Source organism: Pedobacter sp. L105, assembly GCF_009765875.1.
Lineage (GTDB): Bacteria > Bacteroidota > Bacteroidia > Sphingobacteriales > Sphingobacteriaceae > Pedobacter.
In genome coordinates this window covers 351,941-370,048 of sequence record NZ_LMUP01000009.1, presented here as the reverse complement: position 1 = coordinate 370,048, position 18,108 = coordinate 351,941, and the positions used below count along the sequence as shown (strand labels likewise).

Genomic DNA, 18,108 nt, shown 5'->3' with positions numbered 1-18,108 from the left:
ATAATTGATTAGTTTATCAGATCGTTATCTTTTTCAAGCATTTCCAGTATCCCCTCATTTTCAATGATCATCATGCCATGGCGGTCGCTTGAAATGCCCGGCTGCAATTGATAAGTATAGGTGGGGATTGTACCGTTCATGATGGTAGGGAGATAAAGTGCCTGGAGATTGTTATGGTGTCTTAGTGCTTCCCCAGCTTCTATGATATGTGTAGAGATAATAAACAAACAATTGCGGTATTCGCTGAAAGCTGCCGTTATTGCCAGTGTGGCATCATAAGCATCTTTTACATTGGTACCCTTAAACAATTCATCAAATATGATCACCAGATCTTTACCCATACTTACTTCTTCCGCTACCTTCTTTACCCTTAATACCTCCGCATAAAAATGACTATAACCCATTTCCAGACTATCCGGCACGTTAATAGAAGAGTAAATTCCCTGTTTTACAGAAAACTTCATATCATTTGCCGCAACCGGGAAACCCATATGGGCCAGGTAAACGTTAACCCCAAAGGTTTTCATAAATGTAGACTTGCCGGCCATGTTCGCTCCCGTTAAAAAGATCATATTACTATGCTGGTTAAAGGATACCGGATTAGTTACCGCCTTGTCGATATTCGGATGCCTTAATCCACTTGCCAGGAAGCAGTTGTCCTCTTTTGGCAAAGCTATTGCATAACTGAAGCCCTTTATTTTGGCTATATCAGCAATGGTTATATATACATCCAGCTGGTAAAATATCTCCACCACGGTTTTTAAGGCGGATTTCATCGTATGTCTTAACAGATGGTGGTACCGGGCAAATTTCTGCAACGTCAATGGAGTAGCACTCGTTTGTTCTCCTTTTAGCCAATCCAGTTTGCGGTCATTCAACATGTTTTTTACGGTCAACAGTTCATCGTAAAACGGATGAGATTGTTTTGCTTTTTCACCATCTTGTACCAACCTGTTAATGAAGGTTTTGCAGTTATTCAATAAAGCTATGGTGAGCTGTAAGCCGCTTTGGAGATTTGCATAGTCTTCATCCCGCACTATGGCGGCCTGTATTTTTTTCCTGGTCAGGCTGAGCAGCGTTGCCGCGTAATTTTTTTCGCCAGTGCCACTGAGGTAGTTCTCCATGACATCGAACTGTTCACTGCCAAACGGGAAGACGATTGGATTGCTATGAAAATATTTAAAAATATGACTACGTTTATTGATGGTTTCAGGATCAGTAAGCGGGAACTGGAACATCGTTTGGAGCAGTTGTTCCCCTCCTGCTGTCTTTACCTTGTTGAACAGGCTGAAGATCGATTGCTGCTTGTACTTGCCCAGCACGTTCAGGTCTTCCAGTGTTTGTTTATCGACTATAAAACTCATCAGTTGTCTCCTTTCTTGTTTTTTAAAAGTTCCAGAATGCCTTCATTTTTGATGATGATCATCCCGTGCCGGTCGTCGGTTATTCCGTCTTCCAGGGTGTAAGTATATTCTGGCGTGACCCCTTTCATCCTGGTGGGCAGGTATTTAAAACTGATATTATCCAATTCCTTAAGTACCTCTCCCGCCTCTATGATATGTGTGGAGATAACAAATACGCTGCTGCGCTTTTTTGCAAATGCTGTGGTAATGGCTATTGTAGCTTCATGGGCATCTTTAACATTGGTACCTCTGAACAGTTCATCAAAAATTACAAAGATGTTCCTGCCGGTGCTCAGTTCTTTGGCAATCTTCTTTAAACGTAATACCTCTGCAAAAAAGTGGCTGGCGCCTATGCCCAGGTTATCCGGCAAATTGATCGTTGTAAAGATGCCGTCCAGCACTGAGAATTGCATCCGCCCGGCAGCTACAGGGAAGCCCATATGCGCCAGGTACATCGTTATCCCCAGCGATTTCATAAATGTGGACTTACCAGCCATATTTGCCCCTGTTAAAAAGACCACGTTACTATCAGGGCTAATGTGGATGGTATTGGCTAACGCATTCTTTAGTTGCGGATGGTAAAATCCTTCTATTTTGATGACATGCTCTTCTTTGGGCAGGGCCTTTGGGAAAACAAAATTACGTTCGGTGGCTACCCTGGCAACGGTTATATAAACATCTAATTGATAAATGTACTTCAGTAACTGCTGAACGGTTTCCCGGTACTGAAACCTCAGCGTTAAATCGTAGGCGGCTAGTTTCTCATGGGGCAGCTTATGCTTTGTGTTTTCCTTTAACAGTAAACTTATAGGTACTGTGTTTAAAATTGCGAAGATTTTGGTAGTCCCTTCATCTCTTATAAAAGGGCTCTCTGTTAACAGCAGGCTATCCTTTATCAGGGTGTGTAACTGCTGAATAATTTCAGTTAAAGCGCTAACCCCGTTAACTATCTGCTTATAATCGGCATTTGGGGCAACCAGATTGGTCAGCATTTTTTCCAGAGATGGTTTTTCTGTTTCCAGCTTCGTCCTTTCGTCGTTATTCGCCAAATATTGCTCTGCCTGGTCAAACAGTTCGGAGCTAAAGGGGAACCGGGCTTTTACATTTTTCAGGTAGCTGATCTTTTCAATGCGCGCATTTATAACCTCCGCATCCGAAAGCGGATACTGGAACAGTTCTTCTAACAGCCTGGATCCGTTAACTGTTGAGGTACGGTTGAACAGGGAAAGGATAGAATCCGTTCCCTGTTTGCCATAGATATTCAGGTCTTCCTGCGTTTGTTTGTCTGTTGTAAATAACATACTTATTTCCTTTTACGGCGGATTAAAAAGATGGAACCGAAAATGAGGATGAGGCCGGGTATAACGTATATATAGATAATCTTTAAGAAAGCCATGTGGCTGGTACTTGCCGTTACCGAATTGTCTTTAGCCTCCGGGCGCAGGGTGTCTACAGGATACTTGCCATAATCTAACCAGCTGAATAAAGCGGTACTTAAATAAAAGTTGACTACCTGGGGTTCAAACCTGTTTAATTCTGAATTGCTTATAAAGTCAGCATCCCCGCTAATAATGATGCGTTGTTCCTTACCATTAATTTGCCGCGTTAAAGCTAATGCAGTGCTAAATATTTCCTTAGGAGTATTGTTTTGTTCAGGTTGTAACTTTGCACCATTAATTGCGACAGTATGGGGATAACCTCCATTAGGGCGGGCCCCTTCTTTCCTATTAACAATATCCAGATCAGGATTACGCCTCATGGTATTAGTCACAGCTCCTGCTTTGGTGACCAACAATGGTTGCGCATGAAATCCACTGGTATCGTGTGCAATTATGCCGGCCACACCATTCATAGAAACAGGCAAAGTATCCAGTGACATGTTGTCCAATATTTTTGAAAAACCAATGGGAGATTTTGTTAACTGCGCCAGCACCAATGTAGGCGAATAATCCACACTGGACTGTTCAAGCATACCATTCATCAGCTGCACGCCAAATGTTTTGAGCAATGGGTTTAATATCTGCTGCCTGCCCGGCTCTCCGGCAATCAATAAGTTGCCGCCTTTAGCAGCATAAGCCTTAATTTTTTGTAATGCTGCTGCGCTCAATTCAATTTGTGGGTCGGCAATTACTAACTCTGCTAAATTGTCTGGAATGTCCTGACTGTTTAATGAAAGCAAATCAATGTTAAAGCCCTGGTTGATCAATGCGTTGCGGAATGTTTTGTCGGTGGTTATTGTTTTGTATTCCCTGTCCCCTTTTTTACCGTTTTCGCGTTCCCCATCACCTGTTACAAAACCTATTACAGGCATATCAGCTTGTAAAAGTCGTTTAAAGGCCGCTGAAACTTCGGTTTCACCAGGCCAAACCTGCTGGTCATTGAAAACCCTTAAAAATGTAGACCTCCCTTTGTAGGTTAGTTTCATTACAAACCTGTTCATCTCAGGCTTCAGGTCAATTTCTTTTTTGATCTGTTCTGGTGTTTCCAGGATAGACATATCCAGGTCACTTCCATTGGCCCTCTGTTCTGCGATTTGCTTTATTGTTTTGCCTTTGTACCCATCAAAAATATTGTAAGCTAAAGCTAATGGCATATCATAGTAATTCACATAATGAAATTTTATACCCGGCTTAAACCGCAAATAAGGTTCCCATCTTTTTAAATAATTGTTGCGTTGATCAGGTAACCCGACATAAGATTTATCATCCAAAAAATTACTATAAGCTGTAACCTCTAATTGGTCATCCCCCAGTTCCTTAATGATTTTCTGTGCATTTGGGGTAAGTGTATTGCTTTGATTTACGGTAGTATCCCAGTAACCAATAAGCCCCGGACGGGAAGTAACATAACTGATCACTAAAGCGGAAACAATAATAGCAATATAGCGTCCGGCAGGGATAAACCATGGTTTCGTTTCACGCCCGGATTGTAATTTGTATATGGTTAATCCCAGGAATATATAGTTAATCACTATAAAATAAACCACATCATTAGTAGTAATCAACCCGCCCAGCATGCGATGGGTACGGCCGGAAAGGGACAGGATATAAGTAAGGTCCCTGACAAAGCCGATGCCCTGCCATAAGCTGCCGATATAACTTAGGATACCGATCATTACAAAGGTGCTTAGCGCAGCCACTATCTGGTAACTCGTTAAACTGGACATAAAAAGCCCGATAGACGAATAAGCGCATAATAACAGGTAAAAACCAAATGCGGCTGCCAAAAGCATTCCCCAATCTGCAAACTTGATATCAAAAATACCGGCTATGATAAAAATGCCAATTACTGCTAACAGGATAAGGCTGTATAACATCATAGCCAAGTATTTGCCGAAAACAATTTCCCTGATTTTTACCGGAGAAGAATACAGCAGGCTAATGGTGCTGCCATTGATTTCCCGGCTGATAAGGCCCATAGTTAACAATGGAATGTACAAATAGAGGTTTTGCATGATTCCTTCAAATAATCCCGAAGGACTGGTGAATACACTAGCTGTCAATTGCTTCATGTACTGCAAACCCATACCGCCCATTTCTTGTCTGATCGCGAATTGGTTTATCAATTTGGTGTAAGAAACTGCGCATTCGACCATAAAAGCAATGGTTAAAAACCAGGCTATAGGAGAATAGAACAAGTTGCGAAGTTCCGCTATTGCTATTTTTAAAATTAATTTCATTACAGTGAAGGATTAGGATTGCTTTGATTTTGTAGATAACTGCTTAAAAATTTCATCAAGGGCTGTTTTATCAAGATTAATCTCTCTCAAATGCCAATCGTTATGCACGCTTGCGGCTATCAGCCGCTCTGTAATTTCCCGGTCGCCGGTAAAATATACACGGGCTTGCCGTTCCGTTAAAAATTCCACTTTCTCTACGCCGGATATCTTCAATATTTCGGTTGCTGATGGCGGGTTTTCCATTTGCATCAGCACACTATGTGGTTCTACGTAATTATTAAAGGCATCCATCGTATCGGAAAAAACAATTTTACCATCGGCTATCATTTTTATCTCTTTGCATAACATCTGCACTTCAGATAAAATATGTGATGAAAAAATAACGGCATGTTCTACGGCGATGTCTTTGATCAGCATCCGCACTTCCGTAATCTGGTTTGGATCGAGCCCATTTGTTGGCTCATCCATGACTACCAGTTTTGGTTTATGGATGATGGCCTGCGCAATCCCTACCCGCTGGCGGTAACCGCCCGACAAATTTTTGATCAGCCTGCTGCCGAAATGTGATATGCCGCAACGATCTTTTGCCTCCTCCACGGCAGTCTTAACACTCCTGCTAGCCATTTTGCGTAGTTCGGCGGTGTAAGTGAGGTATTCATCTACCGTCAGGTCCAGGTATAATGGTGCGTGCTGTGGAAGGAAGCCGATTTGCCTTTTAGCCAGCTCGGGGTTTTTACGGATATCAATACCGTCAATCAGAATAGTACCTTCTGTTTGATTCAAAACACCACACATGATATTCATGGTGGTAGATTTACCCGCGCCGTTTGAACCAAGCAGTCCCAGTATCCCGGTCCTGTTTATGTCCAGGTTTATGTCTCGAATGGCCCAGCTGCTACTATATCGGTGCGATAAGTTCTTGATAGTCAAAATTGAATTTTCCATATTTAATTTTTTGAAATAAAATAGCCACCGGGGGAATATCAATGATATCCCCCGACTTGATCGAGGTGTTTAATTCAGGAATTTATTACTTAATTATAGCCCGGATTTTGTACCAGCGTACTGTTTAATATTAATTGCGCCTGTGGCAGAGGGTACATAGCATCATAACCCTGATAGCCAGGTAAAAAAGCTCCAGCTTTTCCGGTCCTGATCAAATCAAACCACCTGTTGCCCCATTCAAAACACAGTTCTGTTCGCCTTTCCCTGGCAATGGCTGCCAGGACAGCCGCCTGAGAAGTTGTATTATTGGTAATAGGACCTAAACCCGCTCTGGCACGTATAGTATTCACATCCGCCAAAGCGACACCCAAATTATTAAGTTCTGCGGCAGCTTCGGCACGGATCAGATAAATTTCCCCTAACCTGAATATCATATAATCCGTAGCAGGAGTAGTTGGTACTTTATCCTTATATTTATAAGGGTAAGATAAATTCTGTCCATTTATGTTCACTGTATTGATCCATGTTTGAAGGCGTTTGTCTCCTGGTTCAAATTGATTTAATAAAGAGTCTGTGATTATATAAGTAGGTGCCTCGGAACTGTCATTAGGTATAAAAGCTCCTGCTTCTGCAGTTCCCTGAAAGGTATTTGAATTTGGCAATTGCCAAATGGCCTCATTACTTCCATCAAGAAATACACTGTTGAGGTCGGAATTTAAACTATAATTACCCGATCTGATGATCGAATCGGCTTCATTATAAGCCGCCTGCCATTTGCCCTGATATAAATGAACTTTAGCAAGCAAGGCTTGTGCTGCATACAGGTTTGGACGGGCCCTTCCATCCGAAGAATAGCTGGCCGGTAATTTTTTAACGGCATCATTAAGGTCTGTCAATATCTGGGTATAAACAGCAGCCGAAGAAGCCCGGGGTAAGTTAGCAGTCGCCTTATAATTAATAGAAGTTACTAAAGGTACCCCGCCAAACAAATTAACCAGGTTAAAATAATAAAAAGCACGGGTAACTTCCATTTCTCCTGTAATCTGTTTGACAAATGAAGGTGACAAATTAGCGTTATTGGTTATGCCATTGAGTACATCATTTATCTGGTACATTCCCTGAAAAGGTGATTGCCATAAAGCAACTACCTGGCTATTGAGCTGATTTAAAGTAAAGCTGTAAAATTCTGCCTGATCCTTCACACCAGGGGAAATTTCATGAGCAGAAAGCGATGTGCTCAGGGTAAAATTCGCATCGTTATAACCAAAACCCTGCCCGCCAGCATAAGTATATACACCAACAACGGCAGAAATGGTTGTTGTACTATCTTTAAATTGTTCTGCCCTGGTAATTTGCGATGGTGGATTAGCCGGTATTTCAATTAATTTTTTGCAGGAAAAAAGTGTGCTGATGGCAATTAACAAACCACCGGCCAGCATTTTATGATGAATAGTAAATAGATTTTTCATGATGATAATCGTCTATAGTTGAAAGCTTAAACCAAACGCTATAATACGTTGCAGCGGGAAAGAAGTATAATTACCGGGTTGTTCCGGGTCACCTATTTTATAATTTGTAAAAGTGAACAGGTTTTGAGCGCTTACATAAATGCTGGCATTCCTGATATTAATTTTTTTAACCCAGGCATCAGGCAGGGCATAAGATAAAGCTGCTGTTTTAACCCTCAAATAAGTATCATTGCTGAAGGCCCCGCTAGACTGTGAGAAAGTCCCTATAGCACTAATTGCAGCACCATTGGCCTGAAAGCTACTTACCAGTCGTTGAAGGCTGGCCTGGTCGCCCGGAGCTGTCCAATATTTACCTAATAAGTAGGCAGGTTCATTATTTTGTCCACCCGGAAAACCGCTGGAATTATAAAAGGCGGAAAGATAATTAGGTGCATCGCCGCTGGAAAACTGGCAAAAAACATAGAGGCTGAAATGTTTATAGTTGAAAGTATTACCTATACCCCCCATGTAGTTAGTTTCCCTATTACCAATCACAGTTTCATCTCCACCAATTGCAGCTGTTCCATACTTAGGGCTGGAGGTAACGTTTCCGTTTTTATCATAAAACTCAAACAGCCCGGTAGTAGGGTTTACATCTTTATACTTGTAGCCAATAATGACAGATGTAGGTTGGCCTATAACGTATTGCTGGGAATAAGAAGAGGCCGCCAGGTTAGGAAATGAAAGCAGCTTATTCCGGTTGAACGTGATATTAAAATTACTTGTCCAGGTAAAATCCTTAGTTTTTATGTTAGTTGAAGTTGCTGTAAATTCCCATCCTTTGTTTTGAACGGTGGAATTTTGATTTTCATATACCGTTGGAAATCCGCTTTGTATGGCCAATGGGTAATCAACCAGCTGGTCACCTTCCCGATCCCTGTAATAGGTAGCATTTAACAACAAGCGGTTATTAAAAAAACCAAAGTCTGCTGCCAGGTTCAATGATTTTTTTGTTGCCCAGCTAAAATCAGGATTATACAGGTTGTAGGGAAAGCCCTGCGGAATGTTCTGGAAAGGGGCTACACCAGCGGCTGTTGAATACAATGCCTGATAGTTATAAGCCTTTGAAGCATCACTTCCTGTTGTTCCATAACTTCCGGACAGCTTACCATAACTAAAAAAAGGAAGGGCTTCCTTGAATGCCTTCTCTTCAGAAAATATCCAGCCTGCTCCTACAGAACCAAAATTACCGAACTGGCGGCCGGGCCCAAAATTACTGGAACCATCCCTTGTGCCCGAAACCTGAATGATGTATTTCTGATCGTAAACATATTTAAGGCGTGAACGTATCGCAACGTATTTAATGATATTTGCCTGATCAAAAGGGTATTGAGTTGAAGCTCCATTAACGGAATTCAGGAAATTATCATTCGAATAACCATATGCCTGATCCTGAAAGGCATCGGTTATATTTTTTTTGTAGGTCGCTCCCAATAAGGCGGTTAATACCCCCTTGCCAATAGATTTGTTATAATTTATCTGAGGTTCAATATTAATAATTTGAGCGGAGGTGTTAGCAAAAGCTGCAGCACGCACAATATCTGATGCCGGATCCTGAGCTGTTGCAGGGTTTATAGAATGCTCTGTGCCGGTATTGTGATTATAACCAAGGTTAGCAGCAATTGATAGTCCGTCAAATATCTTATAGTTAAGATTAAGGGCAGTGTTAAAATTATAATTTGCCACATTGGAAGGTTGTAGTAATGAGCTGTAAAAGTTATTGGAATTTAAAGGCACGCCCTTGTAATTCCAGACTAAATTGCCAGAAGGATCTAACAGATTAGGCAAATTTGGAGGCAAAGCTACATCCTGGCTGCCGCCATAACTTGCGGAGTTATTTTGATCGTATCCATAGTCGGTAATCAGATCGAGGGTAAAGCGCTTATCTGCCGAGTTATTGTGGAACGCGCTATGCAGGGTATATCTCTGGTCTGAAAAATCACCTGGATAATTGTAACCGGAACGTGTATAACCTGTAGAAACAATAAAGGTATTATTAGCGTTACCACCCGATATGCTGGCATGCATGTCTGTATTATAAGTCGAATTTCCCTGGATGATTTTCTGCCAGTTGGTATATTTATTTTGATCAAAAATTGTTAGATCGGGTGCATAGCTCAAATAATCGCCAGGATTGCTGGTAGGTGTAATATTGTCTACAGCATAAGCATTTTTTCTTAACTGCAGGTACTGTTGCGTGTTTAACAGCTGCACCGGCTTGGCCACACTATTATACTGTGTATTAAGGCTTACGTTAATGGTTGTTTTTCCGGGTTTTCCTTTTTTGGTAGTGATCAAAACGACACCATTCGCACCTTGTGAACCGTAAATAGAGGTTGCATCGGCATCCTTGAGGATAGTGATACTTTCTATATCATTAGGATTAATGTTACTAAAAGGACTAACGCCTGTTGCCTGGCCCAGACCACCCGAAATAGATGCTGCATTAGCAAGATTAGATAATTGATTAATATTAGTATTTCCTGCGGCAAAGGGAACGCCATCGATTATAAAAAGAGGCTGATCATAAGGTTTATTGGCAAAGGTATTGTTACTCAGCGTGTTTTGGCCACGCACCTGAACCAGTACTGTTGAGCCAGGAGCACCATTCTGGGCTGTAACATTTAAACCCGGAGCCAGGCCTTCCATGGCAAGCAAGGGGTTGATTACCGGCTGCTTTTCTATTTGTTCGGCGCTGATAGATGCAACTGCCCCAACACTAAAACGTTTTGTATCGGAACCATAAGCTATAATCCGAACCTGATCAAGAGAAGAAACTGACGCATGTAACCTCAGCACCAGATTTAAATCCTTGCCTTCTGTTTCTAATTTGCGCTCCAGTTTATCATACCCTATATAGGTAATGACTAAAGTATAATTACCCTGGGCTACCGACGGGATGTTGAAATTTCCCTTGTTATCGCTTATTGCACTATACTTTGTATCCTTTAAAGTTACTACTGCCCCAATGAGGGGTTCACCGATGCTGTCTATAATTTTACCATGAATAGCTGTCTGGACTCCAAGGAGTTTGGTGGCTTTATCTTTCAGGTTATCAAATAAGGAGGGTTCCTTTTTTCGGGAAACCGCTACAGATTTGTCTTCAATTTTATAATCCAGGGGCTGATCATTAAAAATCATTTTCAAAACATCATTCAATTCCATGTTTTTTACATCGATCGTTACTGGTCTGGCGGTCTGTATCGTAGTTGTGGTATAAGCGAAATCGTAACCAGTCTGATGCCTGATTTGTATAAAGATGTTGGTTAATGACGAATTTCTTTCAGACAAGGTTACCTTTTGCGCCAGGGTATTGGCGTTCACCTGCATTAGGGCTAAAAATAGCATCAGGGCGGTTAATTTCATGAACAAAAAGAGTTTTCTTGCGAAGCCTGGGGGCACCACAAAGTGTTCTGGGTAAATTTTGTACATTTGCTAGGTTAGGTTTGTGCGTTTCGCCTTTAGGTTTCGAAGACAGGAGGCTGGCGCGGTTCTTAAATGGTTTAGTTAATTGTTTGAGCAATCCTTTCAAAGTCATCTGGTTACAGCCAGGTGACTTTCATTTTTGCAGAATCAGGTAGGTAATAATTTATTGTATAACGGTTACCCTCCTTCCTTCAATTTTAAAGTGTACACCTTTTGTATTTTCGAGTATGTGTAAAATAGCACTGATGTTCTTTGTACGGCTGATCCTTGCATTGAAACCATCATTTGTCATTTCACCTTCGTAATCAACTTCGATATTATACCAGCGCGAAAGTTGCCGCATAACAGATTGAATGTTATCATTCTCAAAATAAAAATCGCCGTTTTTCCAGGCGGTATATTTTTCGATATTAACAGCTTTAATTTGATTACCATCACTCTGCTGCCCTGGTTCAAGAAATGTATGATTTACTTTAATTTTTCCTTCGATAAGTGTTGTTTCGGTAGTTGGGTCATCCGCGTAGGCCTTTACATTAAAAGTAGTACCAATATCTTGGATAATTTGTTTTTCGGTTTGAACTTTAAAAGGCTGTGCGGCATTATGCACCACTTCAAAATAAGCTTCCCCTATAATTTTCACCATTCTTTCTTTTCCACTGAACCTGGTTGGAAAAGTGATAGAGGATTTGGCATTTAACCATACTTTAGTTCCATCAGCCAATAACAATGGATAAGGTGATTGTTCTCCTGTTGCTGTAGACAAGGTATTATAAGCAGTTGCTTCTGCCTTAGCCTGCAAGTTTGTGGTATAAGTAATACCATTGTTAATGTTGACAGCAGTATTTCCTTGTGCAAGTGTCCGGTACAGTCCTTTATTTAATATAATTTTTTGACCATTTGCTAAAGTTAAGGTCGCCTGATTGTGACCAGGAGAAACATCATTTTTATACACCGTTTGCCCCACCTCTTGTTTCTGGAGGAAATAGTAACCTGCGAACGACATGCACAATAGAATTGAAGCCGCAGCTGCATACCGTGTCCATAAACGTCTGGTGATATGGCTGGAAAGATGCTTATCGATTTTTTCGTTTATGCGATGTTCAATTAAACTTTTAAGCTCATCCGCATTTCCCATATCTGCATCATTCCATTCGCTTAAAGATTGATAGGTATTGAACCAGGCTTGATAAAGACGAATGTCCTGATCACTGGCGCTGGCGTCCCTTATTCTTTCAACAAGCCTTAGAAAATCTTTTTTTGTCATCGTTGCCTGGCGGGATAATTTCCGCTTTCATCTGTAAGGCGAAAAAAAGAGTGCTACCCCCCAAAGGATTCGAAAATTTTTATTAAAAATGCTTTATCATAAACAAATAATAGAATTTGACCGTGTTTTAAAGGAAGAAAAGCCACAAAGAGTGTTGATCCATTGAAATCCGGAGCTTTTTTAAAGCAATGGTGATCTGATTTTCAACTGTTTTTTCCGAAATACCTAATTTATCGGCAATTTCCCGGTTAGATAATTGTTCATTTCTACTCAATTCAAATATTAACCTGGCACGTTCAGGCAATTTTTTACTCATTTGAATAATCACTAACTTCAATTCTTTGAGTTCCAAAGGATCATCGTCAATTGACAATTGTATTTTATCCAGCTCATTCAGATCCACAAAACATCCTTCGCGAACTTTATTGCTTCGCAGTATGTCGGTGACTTTATATTTAACGGCAGCCCTCAGGTAAGATGGCACGGAATTGATCTGTAATGACGACCGGTGGTCCCACAACCAAACAAATACATCCTGGATAACCTCCATGCATGATTCCTGATCACGAAGCACGTTCCACGCAATTTGATATAGTGATTGCCAATAGCGACGGTATAACTCGCTAAATGCCGCCCTATCATTATCCCCTATTCGGGTAAGGATTTCCTGATCGGATAAGGCATTTGCTTGGGACATGAGGCGTCCAATATACAAAATTTTGATATGAAATTAAAATAGCTGATTAAATTAGCTTTCCTGCAAATTGCCGGCAAAAAGTGATTTAAGCTATAAATGAATCACCTGGTTAATCTGCCTTATCAAAAAATGAAATCGTCCCCGAGGGTTAAAACGTAGCAGGTCATAGACATTGATACAACAGCAATTTGAATAGGCTAATCACTAAAATTTCTTTTTATTGATAATATCCATAAACACATCCCTGAATTTTTCGCTGACAGGAATTTTTTTACCAGCGATGTATACATGGTTATCTTCAATTTTATCCAGCTGTTCATAGTTAATGATATAAGAGTTATGCACCCTTAAAAAAGGCAGGTTAAGTTGTGCTTCTATATCTTTTAACCGACGGTATATCAAAAGCTTTTCTTTACTTGTAACCAAACCTACATAATCTTTCTCCCCTTCGAAATACAGGATATCCTTCAGCACTATTTTCCGTATTGTTTTTCCTGATTTGAAGAAAAAAGACTCCTGTCCCGTATCCGCATTTTGCGTTTGCACGGGTTCCTGTTTAAAGAAAAACTTTTCAATTTTTTGGACAGCTGCCAAAAACCGTTTTAACGTGATCGGTTTTAGCAGGTAATCAATTGTTTGAAACCCATAACTTTCAAAGGCATACTCTGAATATGCCGTGGTAAAAATAATTTTAGTAGAGATGGGCAACAAGGCAGCCAGTTCAATGCCTGTGAGCTGGGGCATGTTGATATCGAGAAAGACAAAATCGACCTTGTTATCTTTTAAAAATGCTAGAGCCTCCAGGGCATTATAACATTTGGCTTGCAGGGTCCAGGTTGTACTTTGCTTAATCAGTAGTTCCAGCAAATCAACAGCATCGGGTTCATCGTCAATAATTATGCAGTTTAAGTTCATAAAAGTGGAATTTTTAGAAATGCGTTATACAACCCTTCTTCTTTATCAATTTTCAATTCAAATTTCGTCCCATATAGGATTTTGAGCCTATGGGTCAAATTGGCTATTCCAAATCCATTATTCTGGTTGGCTGTTATGGAGGCTATTATATGATTTGAAGTCTTAAAAAGCAGATAACCATCGTCCTGGATCAGTGAAATTGTAATCTGGTTTTGCTTCCGGGATTTGTCTATACCGTGTTTAAAAATATTCTCGATGAATGTCATGAGCAGCATCGGGGGAATGCGAAGTTCCGGGTCATAAGCTTTCTCAAAATCAATAGTTGCACCGTAGCGGATACGGATTTTTTCGAGCGCCATATAATTTTCAATAAATGCTACTTCAGTGGCTATTGGCACTACATCTTTAGGGCTTTCATCAACAAAATAACGCATGATGTCTGAAAGCTGCTCTATCAAACCTGCTGATACAGGATCGACTTTGTAAACTTTGTAGTATATATTATTCAAGGTATTGAACAGAAAATGAGGCTGTACCTGTGATTTGAGTAAATTTAGCTCGGCCTGGCTTTTTTGCAATATAATTTCTTCTGTTTGCTGCTTTAAAGTAAAATAGGCAATAGCAATTCGAAAAACGAAACTAAGCACAAAGATCAAAATCCCGCCAGGAACATATTCGAGCAACATCGGTAAATTTACAGGTTCTTTTTTTAATAATAAAAAATACTGATTGAGTTCCATTGAAGCAAAACCCCGCAAAAGCCCTGTTGAAACCAGAAGAATGATCACCAAAAGGCTATACTGAACAAACTTTCTTTTCTCATAAAACAGAGGATAAAGGATTAGAATATTACCGTAGATGATAATTGCATAGGAACTTGTATTTACGAAGGCGTATATTACTGATTTCCCAAAACCATCCATCGGCAGCCAGGAGAAAAACAGGATTAGCAAAACTGCTATCCATAACAATATCTGAAGTTGAATTACACCTAATTTATATTTTCCTATTTGCATTAGAATTTGCTTTACTTAAAAATAACGTATAGGCCTATAACAAGGTATAAATTATTTGTCGTGAACTATTTATAAATCCGGTTTACAAACCGCTTTAAACAAAAATACCAACCTTTTCACCTGATTAAACATTGTTTTATACCATTAGGTTAGTTTTCTCTGCCAATGCCTGAAAAATTCAGGTAAAATATTTGGTCGAATAAATAGCCCTTCTGGTTGAAAATAGAAACAATTGTGCCGAAAAGATTATCGGAAACAATTTGTAAAAGACAGCTTTGACCATCAAAAAATAAATTCATGAAAAAACTAAAAAAAATGTACCTGCTTTTAATTGCTGTGACCCTATCAGCAACGGCCTTTTCCCAAACTCCAAAACCACGGTTGAGCCCGCCCGCAACAGCAACCGGAAAGGTGGGTGATGCTACAATTACCATTCATTACAGTAGTCCTTCTGTAAAGGGAAGAAAAATATTCAGCGGCTTAGTGCCCTATGATACAGTTTGGCGTGCAGGCGCAAATGAAGCAACAACTTTTGAAACTGATAAGGACATTAAAATTGCGCACAAACTTTTACCGGCAGGTAAGTACGGCTTTTTCCTTATTCCAAAAGAAAATGGTAAATGGATAGCTATCTTTAATAAAGTCCCTAATCAGTGGGGAGCTTTTAAATACGATGCAACTAAAGATCAGCTTAGGGTAGAGGTAAAAACAAGTGCCTTACCAGAGCAACAGGAAATGCTCACTTATACCATTACGCCAAAAGGATTTTTATTGAATTGGGATAAACAGTCTGTATTCGTTCCTGTGCGTTAAAGCTGTCTTTGAACTTTGTTATAAAGCGGTTCAAATTGAGCCTCGCCACCTTCATGCTTTGGGCTTTTTCCAGCCATTTTAACGCCCAAAACAAAGGTTAAATAACAGGTTCAAAGACGCACAAACGGATAAAGCAGTCGCTTAAGCGACTGCTTTTTTTACAAATCAAATCTTTTAAAGACAATTTCAAAAGCAGGTAAACAAATAGTGTTATTGTCAAATTTTTAAGCTTGGACGCTCCATGCCAGGAAAATATCATGGCGAGCAAAAGAGCTATTTATCGGTCAGGGATACTTACATCTGAATTCAATTTATAACTTTCCTTAATCACCGCTTCGTTAACTGCTCTAACCCTATTCATTTCCATTTTCTCATAAAGCCGGTCGTAGGTTAACAGTCCGTTAACCTCATGTTCAACATCTGTGGTTTGCGTATACACGGCCACACTTAAGCCCTTATATTTCATCAATTGTTCAACTTCATCCAGCAAAAACACATATCTGTCTGTGAGGCTGGTTTTAGTTGCTTCGTAGTCGTAGGCATTATTTTCTACCGGCCACATATGGCCCCGGACAAACAATCCAACTCCGCCAAATTCGCCTAAAGAGGCCGCACGATGTTCGTCGGGTTGTGAAGCCCCATACGGACCTACATAAATGTGCGTATCTACATAATCGCCATTGCCCGGATCGCCATATGCCTTTTGATAGGGTGGATTATTATTAAAACCAGAATTGCCGTTAACCAGCCTGGACGGATCATATTTCTTGATCCAGTTGGTTATATTTTTCACGTCAAATGCCCCCCAGTTTTCATTAAAAGGTACCCAGGTAATGATGGAGGGAGAGTTATAATGGTCGTCAATGAGCAGCTTAAGTTCTTTTCTGTATTCCGTTCGTGTTTTGGTGGTATCTTCGTTTTGATACCATATGGCCGGCATATCCTGCCATACCAGCAAGCCCAGCTTATCAGCCCAGTAATAAAACCGCTGAGGCTCAGTTTTCATGTGTTTTCTAATGAGGTTGTACCCGGCTTTTTTTGTAAACTCGACATCAAATTTCAATGCTTCTTCTGTTGGAGCAGTCAATATCCCATCTGGCCAGTACCCCTGATCAAGCAATCCAAGTTGCATGATAAATTTCCCATTGATCAATGGCCTGATAATGCCGTTAACCTTACCTAATTTGATATCCCGCATTCCGAAATAGCTGGTTACTTTATCGGTAACACTACCATGAGCATCTTCCAGGGTGATGTTAAGATCATATAAAAAAGGTTCATCCGGCGACCAGAGTTTTGGTGTTTTTATGGGCAGGTAAAAGTAGGTGGCATTTACTGATTCCGACCGGGCAACAACCTTTTTCCCATCAATTGCTTCCGCAATTACTTTTCCTCCTCCTTCTGTGTTTACCAATACTTTTAAACGGCTGTTGGCAAGATCGGGAAGCAAACGGATATTCTTTATGTAGGTTTTATTAACTGGTTCTAACCATACAGTTTGCCATATTCCGGAGCAGAAAGTATAGTCACCGCGGGGTCCGCTTTTACCAGAGGGCACCTTGCCGTCATTCAAGTCCTGTACGGCAACAACCAGACTGTTATTTCCTTTTTTCAAGTAAGGAGTAATGTTAAAGCTGAAAGCATCATAATTTCCGGCATGTGCACCAGCCTTATGGCCATTAACAAATAGTGTGGTGTGGTGGGCAGCGGCATCAAAATGAAGGATTACCTGCTTATTTGCCCAGTCTGCCGGAACCTCAAAATTACGGTGATACCACATATTAATTTCCTGCTTACGCTGAATACCCGATAATACTGACTCAGGACAATAAGGCACCTTAATGACTTCTTTTTTGCCGTCGAAGGATATTGGCGTAAGAGGCTCATATGCACTTGCAATATCTTTCCCTCCCCTATAGTCCCATTCACCATTCAAACACTTCCAGTCTTTACGTTCTAACTGTGGCCTGGGGTATTCTGCAAAAGGGACTGAAGCCTCCAGGGCCGATTTGGTCCACTGTGTAGGCAAGAGGGCTTTTTGCGCAAATGAAACAGACGTAGAACTAATGATAAGGAATAGAATGAAAAATTGGAGGATCTGACTTTTATATCTGAATAGAATTACTTTCATCAATGATTGGATTTGGTTACTGATTTAATTCCAATATAGATAACACTTATAAAGAAAAGGTCATTAAATTGTCATGTAGGTCAGGTTTTTTATGAGATAACCTGAATTTTTATTTGATTTTCAATAAATCGAAAAACCGTATGCAGGAATGCAATTAAAAAAAGTTAAAAATCAATAAAAACGAGAAAACACTAGAGGTTTAGAACCATTTGTTTAACTTACCCACAAATTATCGAGGCTTTTGCGTCAGCATTTGCCCTTAATAATCACCTAAAACCAAATGTAATGAAAAATACAATTCTAATCCCGGT

At 40.3% G+C, this 18,108-nt stretch carries 12 protein-coding genes; 1 reads left to right on the top strand and 11 read right to left on the bottom strand.

Features of this window, described 5'->3' with window-relative positions:
• Positions 1-8: 8 nt before the first annotated feature.
• The 10 genes from GSQ84_RS19980 to GSQ84_RS19935 all read right to left on the bottom strand — a co-directional run bounded on the left by GSQ84_RS19980 (position 9) and on the right by GSQ84_RS19935 (position 14,853).
• Positions 9-1,364, bottom strand: a complete 1,356-nt coding sequence (locus tag GSQ84_RS19980) for a DNA mismatch repair protein (protein ID WP_158799108.1) — start codon at positions 1,362-1,364, stop codon at positions 9-11.
• Positions 1,364-2,704, bottom strand: coding sequence for a DNA mismatch repair protein (locus tag GSQ84_RS19975; RefSeq protein WP_158799107.1), 1,341 nt, complete (start codon positions 2,702-2,704; stop codon positions 1,364-1,366). The genes GSQ84_RS19980 and GSQ84_RS19975 overlap by 1 nt, the downstream gene beginning before the upstream one ends.
• Before the next feature lie 2 nt (positions 2,705-2,706).
• Positions 2,707-5,082 carry a Gldg family protein gene (locus GSQ84_RS19970; RefSeq protein ID WP_158799106.1) on the bottom strand — a complete coding sequence of 792 codons (2,376 nt, stop codon included), beginning with the start codon at positions 5,080-5,082 and terminating at the stop codon, positions 2,707-2,709.
• A gap of 12 nt (positions 5,083-5,094) precedes the next feature.
• Positions 5,095-6,027, bottom strand: a complete 933-nt coding sequence (locus GSQ84_RS19965) for an ABC transporter ATP-binding protein (protein WP_158799105.1) — start codon at positions 6,025-6,027, stop codon at positions 5,095-5,097.
• A gap of 89 nt (positions 6,028-6,116) precedes the next feature.
• A complete protein-coding gene (locus GSQ84_RS19960) occupies positions 6,117-7,496 on the bottom strand; it encodes a RagB/SusD family nutrient uptake outer membrane protein (RefSeq protein ID WP_158799104.1) in 1,380 nt (459 codons plus the stop codon).
• A gap of 12 nt (positions 7,497-7,508) precedes the next feature.
• The gene (locus tag GSQ84_RS19955; protein WP_254070931.1) at positions 7,509-10,901 is read right to left on the bottom strand and encodes a SusC/RagA family TonB-linked outer membrane protein; all 3,393 of its coding nucleotides are present in this window, start codon (positions 10,899-10,901) and stop codon (positions 7,509-7,511) included.
• 223 nt (positions 10,902-11,124) lie between these two features.
• The gene (locus tag GSQ84_RS19950; RefSeq protein ID WP_158799102.1) at positions 11,125-12,225 is read right to left on the bottom strand and encodes a FecR family protein; all 1,101 of its coding nucleotides are present in this window, start codon (positions 12,223-12,225) and stop codon (positions 11,125-11,127) included.
• Positions 12,226-12,352: 127 nt separating this feature from the next.
• Complete coding sequence (locus GSQ84_RS19945; RefSeq protein ID WP_158799101.1) at positions 12,353-12,922, bottom strand: RNA polymerase sigma-70 factor; 570 nt, start codon at positions 12,920-12,922, stop codon at positions 12,353-12,355.
• Between the two features lie 204 nt (positions 12,923-13,126).
• Positions 13,127-13,837: a LytTR family DNA-binding domain-containing protein gene (locus tag GSQ84_RS19940; RefSeq protein ID WP_158799100.1), complete on the bottom strand. Its 711-nt coding sequence runs from the start codon at positions 13,835-13,837 to the stop codon at positions 13,127-13,129.
• Positions 13,834-14,853: a sensor histidine kinase gene (locus GSQ84_RS19935; RefSeq protein WP_158799099.1), complete on the bottom strand. Its 1,020-nt coding sequence runs from the start codon at positions 14,851-14,853 to the stop codon at positions 13,834-13,836. Before GSQ84_RS19935 ends, GSQ84_RS19940 begins: the two co-directional genes overlap by 4 nt.
• Positions 14,854-15,150: 297 nt before the next feature.
• Here GSQ84_RS19935 and GSQ84_RS19930 point away from each other — a divergent pair, with 297 nt between their 5' ends.
• On the top strand, positions 15,151-15,666 hold the full coding sequence (locus GSQ84_RS19930) for a DUF2911 domain-containing protein (RefSeq protein WP_158799098.1): 516 nt from the start codon (positions 15,151-15,153) through the stop codon (positions 15,664-15,666).
• 277 nt (positions 15,667-15,943) lie between these two features.
• On the opposite strand, the gene GSQ84_RS19925 is transcribed toward GSQ84_RS19930, so the two are convergent.
• Positions 15,944-17,797, bottom strand: coding sequence for a glycoside hydrolase family 2 protein (locus GSQ84_RS19925; RefSeq protein WP_158799097.1), 1,854 nt, complete (start codon positions 17,795-17,797; stop codon positions 15,944-15,946).
• Positions 17,798-18,108: the final 311 nt, after the last annotated feature.